The following is a 20,144-nucleotide window of genomic DNA, read 5'->3' on the forward strand; positions in this document are numbered from 1 at the left end:
AATTTTTACGTTTTTGAAACTATAATCCTCAGTATGAAGCTATTTTGTTTATTGACTTTGTTCTTTACGCTTACCATTCAGGCGCAATTTCAAATAAACGGAATTGTAACCGACTCCAACAACAAACCGCTGCCGTTTGCCACGATTACCACTTCAGACAATAACAATACAATCACAGATGTCGATGGAAAATTCAATGTGACCCCGTCATCAAACGTTACCACTTTTGCGGTTTCTTATATTGGTTTTGAAACAAAGATTATAACAATCCTCAGCAACAAAAAATTTTATTTGGTTTCGCTTTCGCAGAAAACGGACAATTTAAATGAAGTTGTAATTTCAAACGAAAATCCGGCTTTAGCGATTTTAAGGCAAGTTATTGCCAATAAAAACAGTAACAATCCACAAAAAAAGCTTAGTAGTTTTGAATATAAAACATACAACAAGTTAATTGTTACTGCCAATCCGGATTCGATTGATGGCAGAATCGACTCATCTGCGGCATATAAAGATTTCAACAAGAAAAAAATCAATATAGATTCATCTGATTATAAATTCAAGGAGATCATCAGCAAACAGCATTTGTTTCAAACTGAAAAAGTTTCGCAATATCAATTTAAAGACAAAAAATTAAAAGAGACCGTGTTGGGCACCAAAATGGCAGGTTTTAAACAACCTGTGTATGAAGTTTTGGCTTTCAATTTACAATCCATTTCTATTTACGACCCAAAGTATGAGTTGTTTGAAACAAAATACCAAAACCCAATTGCAGACAATGCACTTAAAGATTATAACTATAAACTTCTCGATACTGTTGCCATAAAAGGCAGAAATACCTACATGATTTACTTTAAAAATAAACAAAAAAGAAAGTCATCTGGTCTGGAAGGAGTTTTGTACATCGATCAGGAAAATTACGCTATTGCGAAAGCAGTAATGCGAATAAAAGGTGTTTTGGATATTAGCGGAATACACGAATTTACCTATGTTCCTAATGAAAAAATCTGGTTCCAGAGTAACACAACGTTCAAAATTGTAAAAGGAAAAAACAATGATGACATTAAAATTTTGGGCGGAACAATTCAGTTTGATGGCGATGTCGATGACGCCTTTTCAACCAGAAAAAAATCAGCTTCAGACTTTACTTATTTATTATCAGAAAGCAACAATTTTGACATTCATTACAACACTGAAGATCCAATAAAAAATCCTTCTCTTTATATGGAAGTTAAAGAGGATGCTGCAAAAAAGCCGGAAAGCTTCTGGAATGAATATCGTAAAGAAAGTCTGGACTTAAAAGGCCAAAAAACATATCAATTATTAGATAGTATTTCAATTAAGAAAAGAATCGAAAATCGCTTAAGACTTGGACGAAAGATTATTAATGGCTACGTTCCACTTGGCCCAATTGACCTAGATTTAAAGAAAATCATCAGTTACAATAATTACGAAGGATTTCGTTTAGGAGTTGGCGGAATTACAAACGATCGTTTTTCTAAAAGCTTCAGAATTGAAGGATATACTGCTTACGGAACAAAAGACGGTATTTTTAAATACAATATAGGTTCAGGGGTTTTATTAGACAAAACGACCAACACCTGGTTAAACGGATCTTATACAGATGACGTTCGAGAGATCGCGAGTACCGTTTTTGCAGTTGACAAACGTGTTTTTAAAATTTACGATCCACGCCCCATCAATATTAGCACATTTTACAAATACATCAGCTGGAAGGCAAATGTTCAAACTAAAATCATTCCGAAAACTGAAGCTATTTTTGAATTAGCCCGAACATACGTTGAACCGAAATTTGATTATATGTTTAATCTACACGGACAATTATATTCAAGTTACATCATGACGACGGCTATGGCATCGATTGTTTGGACACCGTTTAGTGATGTTATGCAAACGCCAAACGGAAGAACAGAATCAGATAAAAGATTTCCGCGCTTTACTTTTCAATACACACAATCGTTACCCAATGTATTACAGAATGATTTTACGTTTGGTAAAATAGATTTCAAAACCGAGTACGAAAAAAAATACCTCAACGGTCAAAAAACCAGTTTATTATTTCAAGGGGGTTATGCCATAGGCGACGTACCAATTACACATTTGTACAACACCATGCCTAACAACCTTACCAAAGAAACGATCGTTCAGCGTATTACTTTTGCCGGAAGAAACAGTTTCGAGACCATGTATTTTAATGAGTTCTTCTCTAGCCAATACGTGTTTTTTCAGGTAAAACATGGTTTTGACCGAATTACGATCCTCAAAAAAGTGCGTCCGGTATTAGTAGTGGTTACCAGAATGGCCTGGGGAAATATGGAACACCCGGAACAGCATATTGGCCCGGCCTATAAAACTTTAAACAAAGGTTATTTTGAATCAGGGATTGAACTAAACCGAATTTTTAAAGGTTTTGGTTTAGGCGGATTCTACCGTTACGGACCAAATCAATTACCAAAAGTAGAAGATAATATTGCGGTGAAGATTTCGTATGTACTTGATTTAGGATTGTAAATTAAATTCCAATATTTAAAAATCCCAAATTACAAACTAGAAATTCCGCAAAGGGAATCAACAATCTTTGGCGAGTTACGAGTGTAATTTCTCTCCCGAAGCCTCGGGATCGAGATAACAAAAACGCACAATCTTTGTCAAAATTTCAAACTTTGACAAAGATTACACCACACAAAAAAATCCCAAATTTCAATCATAACAATTGGAATTTGGGATTTATTATATTGGAATTTAATTTTCGATCATGGTTTCAAAATCAAAACCGAAGGCGTATTATTCAGCCAAGTGCTTTGAGACTCGATTAGTTTTTTCCAGCTATCTAAACTTATAATCATTAAGTTCTGACTTTCTAAAAATTCTTTTTTAATCGTTCTGTCGTGCATAATCATAATATGGTTTGGGGCAATTTGCTCAATCGAACGGATACTTTCCTGAATATCGCGCGTGTTTTTTACTTCGCCACTTGCATCTAGAACCGTTATTTGAGAACCATTATTATTAATTAATTTCTTGGCATAATCAATCAAAAACGAATCCTCTTTACTGAAAATCGGCATAAAAATACGATCTACCTCTTCCAGATCCTTATCAATAAAAATTCCGACAGGCATTTTAGTCTTTGCAATAATATGACGTGTTCTTTCATCAAAAGGAGAATTTTCGAACAAACCTTCTTTTCCGGTAAATTTATCAATCAAACGATCCGGATTAACGATTCTGGTTGTAAAACCCAGTATCTTCCCTAGTAAAGTCCCGTCAAAAATAGATTGCCCTAAACCTACCAGCAGTAAATCATAATCTCCCTGATTGGCTGTATCAATAATTTCTGTATCAATATCCGTTGTCACTTTAAAAACGCCAACCATATTTTGGCTCAAACGTTCTGATTCTTCAATTATAGGAACCAGCATTTTTCGCTCATGATCCTTTACATCAAATGAATGAATTTCGGTACTTACAGACAAATTCATCGCGGTAACAATCGAATTGTCTCCTTGTTTTTTAACTAAACTGTTGGCAATTCGCAATAATTTTTTCCCTTTTTCAGGCGTTGCAAACGAAAGCAAAATCTTGTATTTACTTTTGTTTCCAATTTCATCCGGAACAGCCTTAACTTTATCTTTAAAAATAAAGTTGATAAAATCTAAAGCCGGACCGGTCATAAATGTCGTTACCAAAGCCATAATGACCATCATCGTAAAAATCTCGGTCGAAAGAACACCCAAATCATATCCGATGTTCAAAACAACTAATTCCATCAAACCTCTTGTGTTCATTAAAGCACCAATCGCTAAACTATCTTTCCAGTTTTGTCCTACAAATTTAGCTGCTAAAGCACTTCCAAAGAATTTACCTGTTACGGCAACTGCAATAATTACGGCAGTCACCTTCCATAAGTACGGATCATTTAACAATCCAATTTGCGTACGTAAACCAGTGAACACAAAGAATAATGGTAATAAAACGATGATAGAAACATCTTCTACTTTTTCGATGAAAATATTTCTGAATTTATTGTTCTCCGGCATAATTGCTCCGGCTAAAAATGCTCCAAACAAAGCATGAATTCCAATTAATTCAGAAGCATACGCAGAAAACAGAAGTGTGATAAAGAAAATAGCAACAACTGGTTTATTCAAGCTTTCACGAGTAGAATTCAAATCACCGACACGTTTTAAGAACGGACGAACTATTTTCAACATGACAATTACATACAAAATAGCTAAACCAATAACATATAAAGCACTAGTGAATGAACCCGCCTTTACAATTGCAATTACAACAGCCAATATACACCAGGCCGTGATATCATCAGCAGCAGCACAAGTGATCGCAATGGTACCGAGTTTTGTTTTTTGCAAGCCGCGTTCCTGAACAATTCTGGCCAAAACCGGAAAAGCAGTTATACTCATCGCAATCCCCATAAATAATCCGAAGGAAGAAAATTCAACTCCTTCGGGTGCAAAAGTTCCGTAAATGAAGTAGGCAAAAGTCAATCCTAAGGCAAATGGAATTACAATACTCGCATGACTAATTACTACCGATTCGTGCGCTTTATTTTTAAGAACCTTTAAATCGAGTTCCATTCCGATCACGAACATGAAAAGTATTAAACCAATCTGGCTCAAAAATTGCAGATTACCTAAAGATTCCTTCGGAAACAAAGCTGCGGAAAATTCAGGAAAGTACATTCCGACCAAAGACGGCCCGAGAACAACACCGGCAATCATTTCTCCAATTACAGAAGGCTGACCAATTTTTCTGAAAATCCACCCAAACAAACGTGCAACCAAAATAATCGTCACAATTTGAGCCAATAAAATAGCCAGCGGATGTTGCAGGTTTTCAATCATGGAGTGCAGAAAATCATTCCAATGATTGCTTTCTATTTTTTTTGGAACAATCCCACGGCCAACTTCAAGCGAAGCTCCCTTTGAAATTACCCAATATATCAGAGCGCCGAAGCCTCCAATAATTGTCACATAAAATAGAGAGTTTTTAATATTATTCATAACCCGTTTTCTTTTAAATTACTGAACAAATATCTGCACAGAATATTTAGTGGAAAAGCAAAATTGAGTCAAATTTTCAATCAATGTAACAAGTCGGAAAAACTTTGTAATAAGTTAGATTTTCACCTTTTTCAGAAAATCTGTTCGGTAAGTTTCACTTAAAATTAGCGTACTATTTTTGCCGTTTTTTTCTAAATGATGCAGAACAATTTCGTTGTGATTAAAGAATTTAATGGCTTTTACTGCGACAATTTCTTTTTTATTAATTCGACAGAAATCAGCTTCCGGCAATTCTTTCAAAAGTGTATCAAATTTAATATTTTTCAAATTCAGGAAGCTGCCGTCTTCCAAAAGCACTGTTTTATCACGACTATCGCTAATTGCTGTTTTGATGTACTGAATCTGATTAAAATACAATAACGTTTTTCCTTTGTCGGTATTAAGCTGCATGAATTTTTTTGCCGAATCCGGTTTATGGAAACGTTCTAAAGCTTTTGAGATTGCTTTTTGAAGTCTTTCGAGTTTTACTGGTTTTGTAATATAATCTACCGCATCAATATTAAAAGCATCGGCGGCATATTCTTTATACGCGGTACAAAAAATCACCAATTTATCCTGAATCATTTCAGCCAGATGCAAACCGTCAATTCCGGGCATTTCGATATCTGATATTAATAAATCAAAATCGAGATTGGGAATTTCGGCAAGAAGTTTCTCCGGATTATTGAACGTCTTTACGATTTCAACTTCGGGAATTTGTTCGCAAAGCATTTTTAGATACATTAATCCGGGCAACTCATCGTCCAGAAGCAAGCATTTCAGTTTTGTATTCAAGTAAATCTATTTTTAGATGAGCTATATAAATGTCATTTTCTACAAACCTGTCAAGTTTGAAATTGTTTTTGTAGATGATTTTCAAACGATGTTCCAGAGTGGCGTGACCAAAACCGCTTCGCTCCTTTTTCAACGCTTTTTTATCCGAGATTTTATTGGAAACCGTCATAAAAAAAGAATTGTCTTTGAACTCAAAAACAACCGAAATAAAAGCGTCGGCACTTTGCAAATCTGCGTGTTTGAAGGCATTTTCAATTAAGTCAATCGAAATTAACGGTGCCAGTAACGGCTGGTCGTATAATTTATCTTCTTTATTGATGTTGGTTTTTATCTTTAATTCGAAAAGCGGACTGATTTTAATTTTATTGATTTCGATAAGATTCAGTGCAAAATCAATTTCTTCTTTGGCGGTGACAAATTTCTTTTTGCTTTCGTATAAAATATAATCCAGAACATTGGCAAGTTTATCCAAAGCAAAATAAGTTTGATACGCGTGTGATTGAATCGAATTCAAAATATTCTTAAACAAATGTGGATTCAGTTTTGATTCTAATGTTTCTAACTGCAAGTCATTCACTTTTCTTTCTAAAGCATAAAAACTTTCTTCGGCATCATCTTTTGACTTTTTGGCCTGCATTAATTGATACACCATAAAACAAATGATGACAACCAGCAATAAAATTATCGCTAAAAAAATAAAAGTGATGGTATTGTTTTCCTGCATTATTATGTAAAGTTAAAAAGTTTTTTTGCCACGACCGGAGCGCTAGCGAACTGGCGAAGCAATTTCACTAACAAGCGCGAATTATTTTTTATTCTAAAATCTGCTTAATCCACGAAATCCGCGGGAAATATTTTTTTGCCACAGATTAAAATGATTTTAAAGATTTTCAATCTGTGTGAATCAGTAAATCTGTGGCATATTTTTTAATTCCTAAATAAATTCATCTTCGTAAAATCCGTTTCATCCGCGAAATCCGTGTGCTATCTTTTTAATGACTAGAAACAAACTTCAACCCAATAATTGAAGCAATCAATGTTGAAAGGAAAAATATTCTCCAGAAAGTAGCCGGTTCTTTAAAAATAAATATTCCGACTAAAACAGTTCCAACAGCTCCAATTCCCGTCCAAACGGCATAAGCGGTTCCTATTGGTAAAACTTGCGTGGCTTTATAAAGTAAAATCATACTGATTGAAAGGCAGACAAAAAAGCCACCCATCCAATACGTTGATACAATTCCGCTTGTTTCTTTGGCTTTGCCCAAACAGGAGGCAAATCCAACTTCAAAAAGGCCCGCAATTACTAATAAAATCCAATTCATTTTCGTCTCATTTTTAAATTTAGTACAAATATGAGAAAAGCTGACGTAGAAATTACTGAAAACAAAGAAATTTCTCAGAAATAAACCTGTTAATTTATGTTAACAAAAGGTAAAAACCAAAGCTATTTTTTATGATTTATAGCACTTTTCACTACATTTGCATCCATTTTAAAAACTTATGAAAAATACTATACAAGTTGGGTTTTGGGAAAAAATCGCCAGAATCATACTTAAAAATAGAATCGCAATATTAGTTGGTGTAGCAGCCTTAACCATTTTCCTTGGTTATCAATGGAAAAACCTTGCTATGACGTATACTGAAGCCAACTTACTTCCAAAAAATCACGTTGCAAATAAAGATTATCAAAAATTTCTGGACAAGTTTGGCGAGGAAGGAAACCTGATTGTAATTGGTTTTCAGGACAAAAATTTCTTCACCCCAAAAAATTATGCCGCCTGGAATGAATTGATGACGGGTTTGAAAAAATCTAAAGAAGTTGATTTGGTTGTTTCTTTAAATGATTTGAAGAAACTGGAAAAAGATACGGTTAACGAAAAATTCGTTCTTAATCCGTTTATCGACCAAAGCAAAGCCACTGATCCTGCTTATTTAAAACAAATTCAATACGACTTATTTCATAATCTGCCTTTTTACGAAGGTCTGTTGTTTAACAAACAAAGCGGAAGTGTTCGTTCAGCAATTTACATGAACAAAGCGCTGGTAAATACTGCGGAAAGAAAGACTTTTATCCTGGAAAATTTAGTTCCGAAGATCGATAAATTTGAAAAAACAACCGGAATCGATTTGAAAGTTTCGGGAATGCCATACATCAGAACGATTAATGCTGCGGATATGAAAGGCGAAATCGGATTGTTTATCGGGGCGGCTTTATTTACGGTTTCCTTGATTTTCTTTTTCTTTTTCCGTTCATTCAGAGCCACGTTTATTTCGATCTGTATTTTGATTGTGGGTGTAATCTGGTCGTTTGGAACGCTTGGATTATTTCATTATAAAATCACGATTTTAACGGCTATTATTCCGCCATTGATTATCGTAATCGGAATTACGAATTGTATTTTCCTGATCAATAAATACCAGCAGGAAATTAAACTGCACAACAATCAGGCAAAGGCTTTACAGCGTATTATCTCTAAAATTGGAGTTTCGACTTTGATGACGAATTTAACGACTGCGATTGGTTTTGCAACGTTCATGATTACCGGAAATGATTTGCTTTTTGAATTCGGTTTGGTGACTTCGATCAATGTAATTTCTGTCTATTTATTGACGCTTTTAATTGTGCCAATTGTCTACAGTTTCATGCCTGTTCCGGGAGAAAAACACTTATATCACTTAACAAAAACCTACATTTCGACTTTATTGGATTTTGTTGAAAATGTGGTAAGAAATAAACGAAAAGTAATTTATACCATTTATGGTTTGCTTTTGGTTTTCAGCGTTATTGGCGTTGCTCAAATGAAAGTTTCAGGAAGTTTGATTGGTGAAATGCCAAAAAGCGCTTCTTTCTTTAAAGATATTTTATTCTACGAAAAAGAGTTTAACGGTGTTATGCCGCTTGAAATTATGATTGACACCAAACACAAAAAAGGTGTTATGAAGGCATCGACCATTCGTAAAATGGACGAGTTGCAAAATACAATTGAAGAAATGCCTGAATTGGCAAAACCGGTTTCGATTGTGAATTTGGTTAAATATTCGAAACAGGCTTTTTATAATGGAAATCCTGAATATTACCAATTGCCAACTTCGCAGGAGCAGACTTTTATTTTGGGTTATGCTAAAAATGCGACTAAAAACAGCAAAGAAAATTTAATGAAAGCCTACGTTGATTCGACCGGACAATACGCCCGAATCACCACTTTCATGAAAGATATTGGAACCGATGAAATGGCGAAAGTCGAGAAAAAATTACATTCAAAAATTGATGAAATTTTCCCGAAAGACCGTTACGAAGTTACCGTTACCGGAAAAGCATTGGTTTTCCAAAAAGGAACATCGTATTTGGTGGACAACTTAATTGAATCGCTGATTTTTGCGATTCTTGTAATCGCTATTTTGATGCTGTATTTATTCCGATCTTTCAAAATGGTTTTTGCATCGGTGATTACAAATGTTTTACCGCTTTGCATTACGTCAGGATTGATGGGGTATTTTGGAATTCCACTTAAACCTTCAACGATTTTAGTATTCAGTATTGCATTTGGAATTTCGGTTGATAATGCGATTCAGTTTATGGCGAAGTACAAACATGATTTAATTCAGAGCGACGGAAAAGTAAAAAAATCTGTTTTCAGTGCTTTGAGAGAAACCGGAATCAGTACGTTTTATACATCAGTAGTTTTAATTTTAGGATTTGCTACTTTCACACTTTCCAGCTTTAGCGGAACGATTGCCCTTGGTGGACTAATTTCATGTACATTGGCTTTTGCTATGTTTGCAAATTTAGTGGTTTTACCGGCTTTAGTTTTGACTTTTGAGAAGAAGAAAGCGAAGAAAGAGGATTTGGAGAATTTAGAGGGGTAAAAGTTTTGCCACGAATTTCACGAATTAGCACGAATTAATAAAACACAATCTTTGTCAAAGTTTTGAACTTTGACAAAGGTTTTACACACAATCTTGTCATTCCGAGGAACGAGGAATCTCCGTAAGAAGCTCGCCAAAGATTGACGATTTTGATTGTAGAGTTACTTGCGGGGATTCCTCGTTCCTCGGAATGACAAAAATGAGAGAAATGACAAAAAAAAGAAAAATTGTTTTTTTTGAAAACGAGAGCCCTAGCCCTGATAGGAGCGGTATCCTTTTTCTTGCTTCTTTAGCAAGGAAAAGATATAGCGGATAGCAGGAAACAGCTTCAAAAATTAATTATTATCGTTTATATTTGCAATTCGATATAAAAAATACTGGTTTTATTTAATCTAAAATCAGCAATCTAAAATCTAAAATTAAAATGAAACACACAAAAGTTAAAGACTTATTAAACAGTACGACGACGCTACAGGAAGTAAATGCAAAAGGATGGGTGAGAACTTTTAGAAATAATCAGTTCATCGCGCTTAATGACGGTTCTACCATTAATAATATACAATGTGTTGTTGATTTTGAAAATACACCGGAAGAAACTTTAAAAAGAGTTACAACAGGTGCTGCGGTTTCGGTAACGGGAACTTTGGTAGAAAGCAAAGGAGCGGGTCAGAAATATGAAATTCAGGTGAAACAACTTGAAATTCTCGGAGATTCTGATGCGGAGAAATTCCCAATGCAGCCTAAAAAACACTCTTTAGAATTTTTAAGAGAAAATGCACATTTACGTGTTCGTACCAATGCTTTTGGAGCAATTATGCGCGTGCGTTCGGTATTGTCATTTGCGGTTCACAACTATTTCCAACAAAAAGGATTTGTGTATGTAAATACGCCAATCATTACGGGTTCTGATGCTGAAGGTGCAGGAGAAATGTTTAAAGTTACCGCTTTGCCTTTCGACAATACACCACGAACAGAAGACGGAAAAGTAAATTATAAAGAAGATTTCTTCGGAAAAGAAACAAACTTAACGGTTTCTGGGCAATTAGAAGGAGAAACTTTCGCTATGGCTTTGGGTCAGATTTATACTTTTGGACCAACTTTTAGAGCGGAAAATTCAAATACTTCTCGCCACCTTGCTGAGTTTTGGATGATTGAGCCGGAAGTTGCTTTCAACGATCTTGATGACAACATGGATTTGGCTGAAGATTTTATTCAGTACGTAATTAAATATGCTTTAGACAACTGTAAAGACGATTTGAAATTCTTAGAAGGAAGACTTTTAGAAGAAGAAAAATCAAAACCACAGGCAGAAAGAAGCGAAATGGCTTTGTTAGAGAAATTGAACTTCGTTTTGGAGAACAACTTCAAACGTGTTTCTTATACCGAAGCAATTGATATCCTGAGAGATTCAACTCCAAATAAAAAGAAAAAATTCAACTATATCATTGAAGAATGGGGAGCTGATTTGCAATCAGAACACGAACGTTATTTAGTGGAGAAACACTTTAAATGTCCGGTAATTTTATACGATTACCCGGCAAACATTAAAGCGTTTTACATGCGTTTGAACGACAACACAGAACCTGGAAGAGAAACAGTTCGCGCAATGGATATCCTTTTCCCTGGAATTGGAGAAATAGTTGGTGGTTCTGAAAGAGAAGAGCGTTACGATGTTTTGATCGAAAAAATGAAAGCTTTAGAAATCGACGAAGAAGAATTATCATGGTATTTAGATACCAGAAGATTTGGTTCTGCAACACACGCAGGTTTCGGTTTAGGATTTGAGCGTTTGGTATTATTTGTAACGGGTATGACAAACATCAGAGACGTAATTCCTTTCCCGAGAACGCCTGGAAATGCGGAATTCTAAAAATGGTTTAATCGGTTAATCGTTCATTCGGTTAACCGATTTTCACGAATTAACGAATTAACGATTAAACAAATAAACGATTAAACATTATAAATGCTAAAGCAATTTTTAAATTTAAAATTATCACAAAAATTATCTCCACAGCAAATTCAGCTGATGAAGTTAATTCAATTGCCTACGCAAGCTTTTGAGCAACGTTTATTAGAAGAAATGAACGAAAATCCGGCTTTGGAAGCTGGTAAAGAAGACGAATATGAAGCCGATGAATTCGCCAATGAAGACTACGACGATTATGATGATGCTGAATCAGACAGAATCGAAGCAGACGACATTAACATAGACGAATATCTAAGCGACGACGATACTCCGGATTATAAAACTCAGGTGAACAATTATAGTGAAGACGAGGAACGCGAAACGCCTTTTGCATCGCCAATTAGTTTTCATCAGGATTTGATCAATCAGCTGAACACTTTTATTCTGAACGATGAAGAGCGCGAAATCGCTGAATTCCTTGTTGGAAGTATTGATGATATGGGTTACATCCGCAGAAGCGTTGCTGATATGGTGGACGACATGGCTTTTACACAAGGTATTTATACCGATGAAGTGATGGTCGAAAAAATGCTGCATGTTATTCACGAACTGGAACCTTCGGGAGTTGGTGCGCGTGACTTGCAGGAATGTTTGTTATTGCAGTTAAAGCATAAAACGCCAACTGAATATGTTGATTTAGCGATTGATATTATCGAAAATCAGTTTGATGCTTTTACAAAAAAACATTACGATAAATTATTGCAGAAATACGCGGTTTCAAACGAACAGCTTAAAAAAGCCATTCACGAAATCGAAAGATTAAACCCAAAACCGGGCGGATCTTATACCGGAAACAATAAAGTTACCGAAAATGTAGTTCCCGATTTTGCTATCAGAATTGTGGATGGCGAACTGGAATTGACCTTAAACGGAAGAAATGCTCCGTCGCTGCACGTTTCTAAAGATTATCAGGAAATGATGCAGACGTATAAAGATTCCCGTGATAAATCGTCGGCTCAGAAAGATGCGGTTCAGTTTATCAAACAGAAGCTTGATTCAGCGAAATGGTTTATTGATGCGATCAGACAACGTCAGGAAACACTTTTTGTAACAATGAATGCGATTATGCATTATCAGGAAGAATATTTCCTAGATGGTGATGAAACCAAACTAAAACCAATGATCTTAAAAGACATTGCGGACATGGTTGGATTGGATATTTCGACAATTTCGCGTGTAGCGAATAGCAAATATGTTGAAACACCATACGGAACAAAACTGATTAAAGAGTTTTTCTCTGAAGCGATGAAAAATGACCAGGGTGAAGATGTTTCGACTTTAGAAATCAAAAAGATCCTTAAAAACACCATTGAAGAAGAAGACAAAAAGAAACCTTTACCAGACGACCAATTGGCTGATATCTTAAAAGAAAAAGGCTATCCGATTGCCAGAAGAACAATTGCAAAATACCGTGAACAGCTTGATATTCCGGTTGCGAGAATGAGGAAGAAGATTTAGGTTTTTTAAAATTTAATATAATCACCGTAATCTATATTAAACTGGACTAAAGTCCAGCCCTACAATATGGATCGAGCCGAAGGCTCTTCTATAGTTCCGGAGGAACATTTTATATTGTAGAGCTGGACTTCAGTCCAGTTTAGACAAAGCAAAAAACCGACAAATTTTGAATTTGTCGGTTTTTTGTTTTATATAAAAATCTTATAAATTATTTATATTGGTCCGGTAATATCTTCACATTAAACAAAAAAGCTTTCTTTTTATCGCTATAACTGTAAATCAAGGTATAATCATTGTCTCTAAAAGCCTGAAGTCCCGGATTTGCTTTAGCGGTACTGATCAGACTTTTTCTTATTTCTTCTTGTATTACATTAATCTCTGCAGTTTGTTTTTCTACATTCAGCAATGTCAAATTATATTGAACTATACTGTCCTCCGCTAAATTGACGCTATCCAATCGAATTCCTTCCTGAATTTTCAGCGGACAATTTTTATTATATTTTGAAACCAATTCCGTTATTTCAGTTTTTACTTCACCCTTATTTTCAGAAAGAAAAAACTGAAAATAGACAGCTAAAGCCACTGCAATTCCAATCACAATTAATAGTAAGAGATTTTGTTTTCTTTTAGTTTGCTTGTCTTGCATGTCTATTTTGGCTTGAAAGGAATTAAAAATCTATTTCTCCTGATTCTTTTTCATTGCATTGTAATACGCTGCACGGCTCAACGGCTCATATTCTTCGGTTTCACCGAGCATAACCAATTTATCATTATCTGTTTTACGGAAACTATAATTGGCAAGATTTCCTGTTCTGGTACAAACCGCGTGAACTTTCGTTACATATTCAGCAGTTGCCATAAGTGCTGGCATAGGTCCAAAAGGATTTCCTTTAAAATCCATATCAAGTCCTGCAACTATCACACGAATTCCCTGATTGGCAAGATCATTACAAACCGTAACGATTTCATCATCAAAAAATTGTGCTTCGTCAATTCCGATTACATCGCAGCCTTGTGCTAAAATTGCAATATTGGCTGCCGCCGGAACGGGAGTTGAGCGGATTTCGTTGGCATCATGTGATACCACCATTTCGTCATGATAGCGGGTATCAATAGCAGGTTTAAAGATTTCGACTCTTTGTTTGGCAAATTGGGCGCGTTTTAATCTGCGGATTAACTCCTCGGTTTTACCCGAAAACATTGATCCACAAATAACTTCAATCCAACCAAATTGTTCTTTGTGATTTACTGTATTTTCGAGAAACATTTTGTATTTTTCTACCTTTAAAAATGAATAGTTTTTATTACTTTGTACTGGTAATAAATTGACGCAAAATTTTGATGTTTTACGTTTTTTCAAAAGTAGAAAATTTTTATCAAATCGAAGATTCGCGAACGCTTATTAACAGAAATAAAAAATGTTTCGCGTATTTCCTTCACGAATAAAGACATTCAGAGACAAAATATATTAAAATACCCTATTCACTATAATTTCAACAGTTATGAAAAAAAAATTGGAAGCCGATTTAATCAGCATTGCACATCGAATTTTAAAACTTAAAAATAAATCCGATATCAATCAATTGTATCTTGAAACGCAGAAGTTATATGAGAAATTAGCGGTTTTAAAATTCATCGACGAAAATTTCGACAACGCAAAACCAACTATTGGGCGCAGCGAAGTAGAATCGGAAGTTGAATCTATTTTTGAAAAAGAAGAAATAATTCCGACAGAAGTTAGAATCGAAACTCCGGTTGCAATCGCAGAAACTGTTGCAGAAGAAACTCCAATTGAGGGCGAAGCGGAAGCAACTCCGGAACCAAAAATCATTGAAGAAACACCAGCTGAAATTATCACTGAAGTCTCTGAAGAAGAGATTCCGGAAACCGAGATTGAAGCAGTTGCAGAACCTGAAGTTGAAAAAACAGCAGAACCAATCGTTAAAACAATCGAAGAAACTCTTTTTGAAACAAAACAAGAAACTGCCGAAGAGCTTTATTTCAGAACCATAAACGAGTCAAAACCAATTCCGGATTTCAAACCTGCTTTTGAATTAGAGCTAGAAGAAATAAAGAAAGAAGAACCAAAAAGGGATTCTAAAAAACCAGATCCTGTTCACATCTCTTTTGAAGATATTCTTGGCGTGAATTATGCCGATGCACAGTTTGTAAAAGTAGACAGTTTTGAAGCTGTTTCTTCTACTCCTTTTCCATCCCTTAATGAATTTCAGGAGACAAAAATTGAAACAGAGGTTCTGGAAACTCCGACTGAACGAAAAGCAGAAACATTAAACGAAAAATTAGCCAAAGGTTTTCACGTTGATTTGAATGACCGAATTGCTTTTACCAAAAACCTTTTCGGAAACAGTGCTGAAGACTACAGCCGTGTTTTAAATCAGTTACTGACTTTTGACACCTACGGAGAAGCTCAGGAATTTATAGAAACTATGGTAAAACCGGATTATAATAATTGGGAAGGAAAAGACGACTACGCAGAGCGTTTTCTGGGAATTGTAGAGAAAAAATTCTCATAAAAAAATAAAACACAGATTTCACGAATTAACACGAATTCCTGCTTTGTGAAATTTTTAAAAGCAATTACAATCTGTGTTAATTAGTGAAATTCGTGTTCAAATATAAATTACTATGTCTAAATTATATATCGTTCCAACGCCAATCGGCAATCTTGAAGATATGACTTTTCGTGCCATTCGCATTTTAAAAGAAGTCGATTTGATTTTGGCCGAAGACACCAGAACGAGTGGAAAATTGTTGAAGCATTTTGAAATTGGCACGCACATGCACAGCCATCACATGCACAACGAACACAAAACAACCGAAAATTTAATTGCACGTTTAAAAGCTGGCGAAACCATCGCTTTGATTTCAGATGCGGGAACTCCGGCAATTTCTGATCCTGGTTTTTTATTGACACGAGCTTGTGTCGAAAATAAAATTGAAGTGGAATGTTTGCCTGGTGCAACAGCTTTTGTTCCTGCTTTGGTTAACAGTGGATTACCAAATGATAAATTTGTTTTTGAAGGTTTCCTGCCTGACAAAAAAGGACGCCAAACCCGATTTTTGGCTTTAACCGAAGAAACCAGAACGATGATTTTATACGTTTCTCCACACAAACTCGTTAAAACTTTAGCGGAGTTTATTCAGTATTTTGGCGAAGACAGACAAGTTTGTGTTTCGAGAGAATTATCAAAAATGCACGAAGAAAATGTACGCGGAACTGCAAGAGAAGTTTTAACGCATTTTGAAAAAACAGCGCCACGCGGCGAAATTGTCGTTGTAGTTGCCGGAAAAACAATAGTAAAAGAACCTAAGAAAAGTAAATTTTCTAAGAACGAAGAAGAAGAATAAATAGTTTTGCCACAGATTTCACAGATTCTCACAGATTAAATCCTTTTAAATCTTTTAATCTGTGGCAAAAAAAATTAAATCATAATCATGAGCATACAAGCCTTTTTACAAAAAGTAAAACAAACTCCAAACAAAATAACATTCCCTGAAACTATCGCAGTAATTGAGGAAAACTACAATTTTACTCCAACTGCTTTTCAAAACGGAACACAGCACAACGCAGCCGGAGAAAACTCAGGTTCTTGCAAATTATTTTCTTTCGCCAAATTACAAAACTTAAGCAAAGAAGAAACTTTAGCCTGTTTTGGTGCTTTTTATTTCGAAGAAGTTTTAGGCGATCCAAATGGAACAAACCATCAAAATATTAGAAATTTCATCAACCTAGGCTGGGATGGAATTCAGTTTGAAGGAAATGCTTTGGAGCAAAAATAATCTATTTAAGATTTCTGATTAACGATTTTTGATTTCAGAAATCTAAAATCTAAAATCTTCATTCTTAAATCTAAAATCAACCATGCGTTGGACATTAAAACCAAAACCTTCTGAAGATAAAATCAAACATTTGGCACAGGCCTTAAATGTAGAAGATTTTGTAGCAACACTTTTGATTCAGCGTGGCATTGAAACTTTTGAAGATGCCAAAAATTTCTTTCGTCCTTCATTAGAACATCTTCATGATCCTTATCTAATGAAAGATATGGATAAAGCGGTTGCCCGAATCGAATCGGCGATTGAAAATCAGGAAAATATCTTGGTTTTTGGAGATTACGATGTTGACGGTACGACAGCAGTTTCTTTGGTTTCATCGTATTTAAAATCTCATTATCCTAATATTGCCACCTATATTCCGGATCGTTATGACGAAGGCTACGGAATTTCTTTTAAAGGAATTGACTTTGCCGATGACAACGGTTTCTCATTAATTATTGCTCTCGATTGCGGAATAAAATCCATTGATCATATCGCCTACGCGAAAGAAAAAAACATCGACTTTATTATTTGCGATCACCACAGACCTGGAAATTCGTTGCCGGATGCGGTTGCGATTTTAGATCCGAAACGAGAGGACTGCTCCTACCCTTACGATGAATTGTGTGGTTGCGGAGTCGGTTTTAAATTGATTCAGGCTTTAGGTCAAAATCGAGACGAAACTATCGAAGATCTCGTTCCCTATCTGGATTTAGTTGCCACAGCGATTGCGGCAGATATTGTTCCGATAACGGGCGAAAACCGTGTTTTGGCTTACTTCGGATTGCAGGTAATCAACAGCGATCCAAGACCGGGAATTAAAGCTTTGGTGCATCAGGTCAAAAAGAAAGTTTTAGATATTACGGATGTTGTCTTTATTATATCGCCGCGAATAAATGCAGCGGGAAGAATCAAACATGGCAATCATGCTGTGGAACTGTTAACCGAATTTGATTTTGATCAGGCACAGCAATTTGCTTCAGAAATTGAACAATACAATGCAGACCGAAAAGATTTAGATAAAAAAATTACCAAAGAAGCATTTCAGCAAATTATAGAAAATCAGGAAGAAGAACGTTTTTCAACCGTTGTTTTTCAGGAAGACTGGCACAAAGGCGTTATCGGAATTGTTGCTTCGAGATTAATCGAAACCTATTATCGTCCGACTTTGGTTTTTACTAAAAGCGGTGATAAATACGCAGCTTCGGCAAGATCGGTAAAAGGCTTTGATGTTTACAATGCTTTGGATGCCTGTGCGCATCATTTGGAGCAATTCGGAGGGCATATGTACGCTGCCGGAATGACATTGAAAGCGGAGAATTATACGACTTTTAAAGAGGCTTTTGAAAGACAAGTTTCGGAAACTATTTTACCGGAAATGCGGACTCCGGAAATCGAAATTGATGCTGAAATTAATTTTTCAGAAATTACTCCAAAACTAATCCGGATTTTAAAACAATTCGAGCCTTTTGGTCCGCAAAATATGACACCGGTTTTTATGACTTCGGATGTAAAAGATACAGGTTACGCCAAAACTTTAGGAGCCGAAGACGAACATTTGAGGCTTTTCGCCAAGCAGTTCAACTCAGAAGGAATCGCGGCAATTGGCTTCGGACTTGGAAAAAAATTAGATATTACAAAAAATCAAAATGCTTTTCAGCTAGCCTACACTATCGCTGAAAACGAGTGGAACGGAAATGTGTCTACTCAACTTATGCTAAAAGATATCAGAAAAAATGAAAGATAAAGAAAAGAAAAACGACCCCTATCAGGCACTTCGTTATAGAGAATTCAACGTGTTTTTATTACTGCGCTTCTGCATGGTTTTTGCTTGGGCAATGCAATTTATTGTAATCGAATGGGAAGTTTACAGTTTAACTAAAAATCCGCTTTCGTTAGGCATTATTGGCTTAATGGAAGTTATTCCGGCTGTAGGAATGGCATTATTTGCCGGACATATTGTCGATCAAAGTGAAAAGAAAGGATTACTCGTAAAATGCATTCTGGGATTTTCTGTAATTAGTTTTGGATTGTTTTTAGTGACTTGGCCAAAAGTTGTTGGCGATTTATCTCAAACTGTTATTTTATACTCCATTTACACGTTAGTCTTTTTAGGCGGATTAGTTAGAGCTTTTCTTGGCCCAACTACTTTCTCTCTTCAGTCGCTTATTATTCCTAAAAAAGTATATCCAAATGCTTCTACTTGGAGCAGTTCGGTTTGGCAGATTGGAGCGGTAATGGGACCAGCACTTGCTGGATTTTCAATTAACTGGATTGGGGTTCACTGGTCAATGTGCATGGTTTTCGGATTCTCAATTCTCTCCTTAATTGCTTTATCACAAATTAGTAAAAAACCAATCGTAAATCCGAAGATTGGAGAATCGATAAAAGACAGTCTTACAGAAGGTTTAACTTTTGTTTTTAAAAACCAAATCGTTTTAGGTGCCTTATCTCTTGACATGATTGCTGTACTTTTTGGAGGTGCAGTGGCGTTATTACCAGTTTTCGCTCAAGACATTTTAAAAGTTGGTTCTGAAGGATTTGGAATATTAAGAGCCGCACCGGCTGTTGGATCATTTATTACAATGCTCGTTTCTGCCTATGTGCCATTATATAAAAATGCAGGTAAAAAACTTTTAGTTGCCATATTTGTTTTCGGATTATCGATCATCTTATTTGGAATATCTACCTATTTCTGGCTTTCTGTTTTTGCTTTATTTTTGAGCGGACTTGCCGACGGAATTTCGGTAGTAATTCGCCAAACGATTTTACAGCTTAAAACTCCCGATCATATGCGTGGACGTGTTGGTGCTGTAAATTCAATTTTTGTTGGATCTTCTAATGAATTAGGTGCCTTTGAAAGTGGCGCAACAGCTAAATTAATGGGAACTGTAACATCTGTTGTTTTTGGAGGAAGCATTACACTATTGACTGTTTTAGGCTTCGGAGTAGCATCGCCTACTTTTAGAAATTTAGATCTTCAAAAAGATATGGACGATCATCAGAATATGGAGTAATTATTTTTTTCCACCATATAAGTCATATAAGTACATTTATAGGCGAAACTTAAATTTGCTTATATGACTTATATGGTGAGTTTTTTTTCCAAAATTTTAAGAATGTTTATTTAGAATTAATTT

Annotated in this window: 15 protein-coding genes; 9 read left to right on the top strand and 6 right to left on the bottom strand. The window is 35.5% G+C overall.

Annotation, left to right across the window (positions count from 1 at the left end):
* Nucleotides 1-33 precede the first annotated feature (33 nt).
* Nucleotides 34-2,529, top strand: coding sequence for a DUF5686 family protein (locus tag J2X17_RS16525; protein ID WP_310300422.1), 2,496 nt, complete (start codon nt 34-36; stop codon nt 2,527-2,529).
* Nucleotides 2,530-2,771: 242 nt separating this feature from the next.
* On the opposite strand, the gene J2X17_RS16530 is transcribed toward J2X17_RS16525, so the two are convergent.
* From J2X17_RS16530 to J2X17_RS16545, 4 genes are all read right to left on the bottom strand, one after another.
* On the bottom strand, nt 2,772-5,042 hold the full coding sequence (locus J2X17_RS16530; protein ID WP_310300424.1) for a cation:proton antiporter: 2,271 nt from the start codon (nt 5,040-5,042) through the stop codon (nt 2,772-2,774).
* A 114-nt stretch (nt 5,043-5,156) separates the two neighbouring features.
* The gene (locus J2X17_RS16535; RefSeq protein ID WP_310300427.1) at nt 5,157-5,876 is read right to left on the bottom strand and encodes a LytR/AlgR family response regulator transcription factor; all 720 of its coding nucleotides are present in this window, start codon (nt 5,874-5,876) and stop codon (nt 5,157-5,159) included.
* The gene (locus J2X17_RS16540; protein WP_310300429.1) at nt 5,839-6,600 is read right to left on the bottom strand and encodes a sensor histidine kinase; all 762 of its coding nucleotides are present in this window, start codon (nt 6,598-6,600) and stop codon (nt 5,839-5,841) included. Before J2X17_RS16540 ends, J2X17_RS16535 begins: the two co-directional genes overlap by 38 nt.
* Nucleotides 6,601-6,868: 268 nt before the next feature.
* Nucleotides 6,869-7,198 (bottom strand): DMT family transporter, encoded by a 330-nt coding sequence (locus J2X17_RS16545; protein WP_310300432.1) that lies wholly within the window; start codon nt 7,196-7,198, stop codon nt 6,869-6,871.
* Nucleotides 7,199-7,376: 178 nt separating this feature from the next.
* Here J2X17_RS16545 and J2X17_RS16550 point away from each other — a divergent pair, with 178 nt between their 5' ends.
* The 3 genes from J2X17_RS16550 to rpoN all read left to right on the top strand — a co-directional run bounded on the left by J2X17_RS16550 (nt 7,377) and on the right by rpoN (nt 13,167).
* Complete coding sequence (locus J2X17_RS16550; RefSeq protein WP_310300435.1) at nt 7,377-9,743, top strand: efflux RND transporter permease subunit; 2,367 nt, start codon at nt 7,377-7,379, stop codon at nt 9,741-9,743.
* A 424-nt stretch (nt 9,744-10,167) separates the two neighbouring features.
* Nucleotides 10,168-11,613: an asparagine--tRNA ligase gene (gene asnS, locus J2X17_RS16555; protein WP_310300438.1), complete on the top strand. Its 1,446-nt coding sequence runs from the start codon at nt 10,168-10,170 to the stop codon at nt 11,611-11,613.
* A 93-nt stretch (nt 11,614-11,706) separates the two neighbouring features.
* Nucleotides 11,707-13,167, top strand: a complete 1,461-nt coding sequence (gene rpoN, locus J2X17_RS16560; RefSeq protein ID WP_310300441.1) for an RNA polymerase factor sigma-54 — start codon at nt 11,707-11,709, stop codon at nt 13,165-13,167.
* 208 nt (nt 13,168-13,375) lie between these two features.
* On the opposite strand, the gene J2X17_RS16565 is transcribed toward rpoN, so the two are convergent.
* A complete protein-coding gene (locus tag J2X17_RS16565) occupies nt 13,376-13,813 on the bottom strand; it encodes a hypothetical protein (RefSeq protein ID WP_310300443.1) in 438 nt (145 codons plus the stop codon).
* Nucleotides 13,814-13,843: 30 nt separating this feature from the next.
* A complete protein-coding gene (locus J2X17_RS16570) occupies nt 13,844-14,434 on the bottom strand; it encodes a thymidine kinase (protein WP_078006879.1) in 591 nt (196 codons plus the stop codon).
* Nucleotides 14,435-14,669: 235 nt separating this feature from the next.
* Between J2X17_RS16570 and J2X17_RS16575 the strand changes: the two genes are divergently transcribed.
* From J2X17_RS16575 to J2X17_RS16595, 5 genes are all read left to right on the top strand, one after another.
* Nucleotides 14,670-15,701, top strand: a complete 1,032-nt coding sequence (locus tag J2X17_RS16575; RefSeq protein ID WP_310300446.1) for a hypothetical protein — start codon at nt 14,670-14,672, stop codon at nt 15,699-15,701.
* Between the two features lie 112 nt (nt 15,702-15,813).
* Nucleotides 15,814-16,536, top strand: coding sequence for a 16S rRNA (cytidine(1402)-2'-O)-methyltransferase (gene rsmI, locus J2X17_RS16580; RefSeq protein WP_310300449.1), 723 nt, complete (start codon nt 15,814-15,816; stop codon nt 16,534-16,536).
* Between the two features lie 87 nt (nt 16,537-16,623).
* Nucleotides 16,624-16,968, top strand: a complete 345-nt coding sequence (locus J2X17_RS16585; protein ID WP_310300452.1) for a HopJ type III effector protein — start codon at nt 16,624-16,626, stop codon at nt 16,966-16,968.
* 82 nt (nt 16,969-17,050) lie between these two features.
* Nucleotides 17,051-18,751 carry a single-stranded-DNA-specific exonuclease RecJ gene (gene recJ, locus J2X17_RS16590; RefSeq protein WP_310300455.1) on the top strand — a complete coding sequence of 567 codons (1,701 nt, stop codon included), beginning with the start codon at nt 17,051-17,053 and terminating at the stop codon, nt 18,749-18,751.
* Nucleotides 18,741-20,021: an MFS transporter gene (locus tag J2X17_RS16595; RefSeq protein ID WP_310300458.1), complete on the top strand. Its 1,281-nt coding sequence runs from the start codon at nt 18,741-18,743 to the stop codon at nt 20,019-20,021. Before recJ ends, J2X17_RS16595 begins: the two co-directional genes overlap by 11 nt.
* Nucleotides 20,022-20,144: the final 123 nt, after the last annotated feature.

It is taken from the genome of Flavobacterium aquidurense, assembly GCF_031458035.1.
GTDB classification, from domain to species: Bacteria; Bacteroidota; Bacteroidia; order Flavobacteriales; family Flavobacteriaceae; genus Flavobacterium; species Flavobacterium aquidurense_C.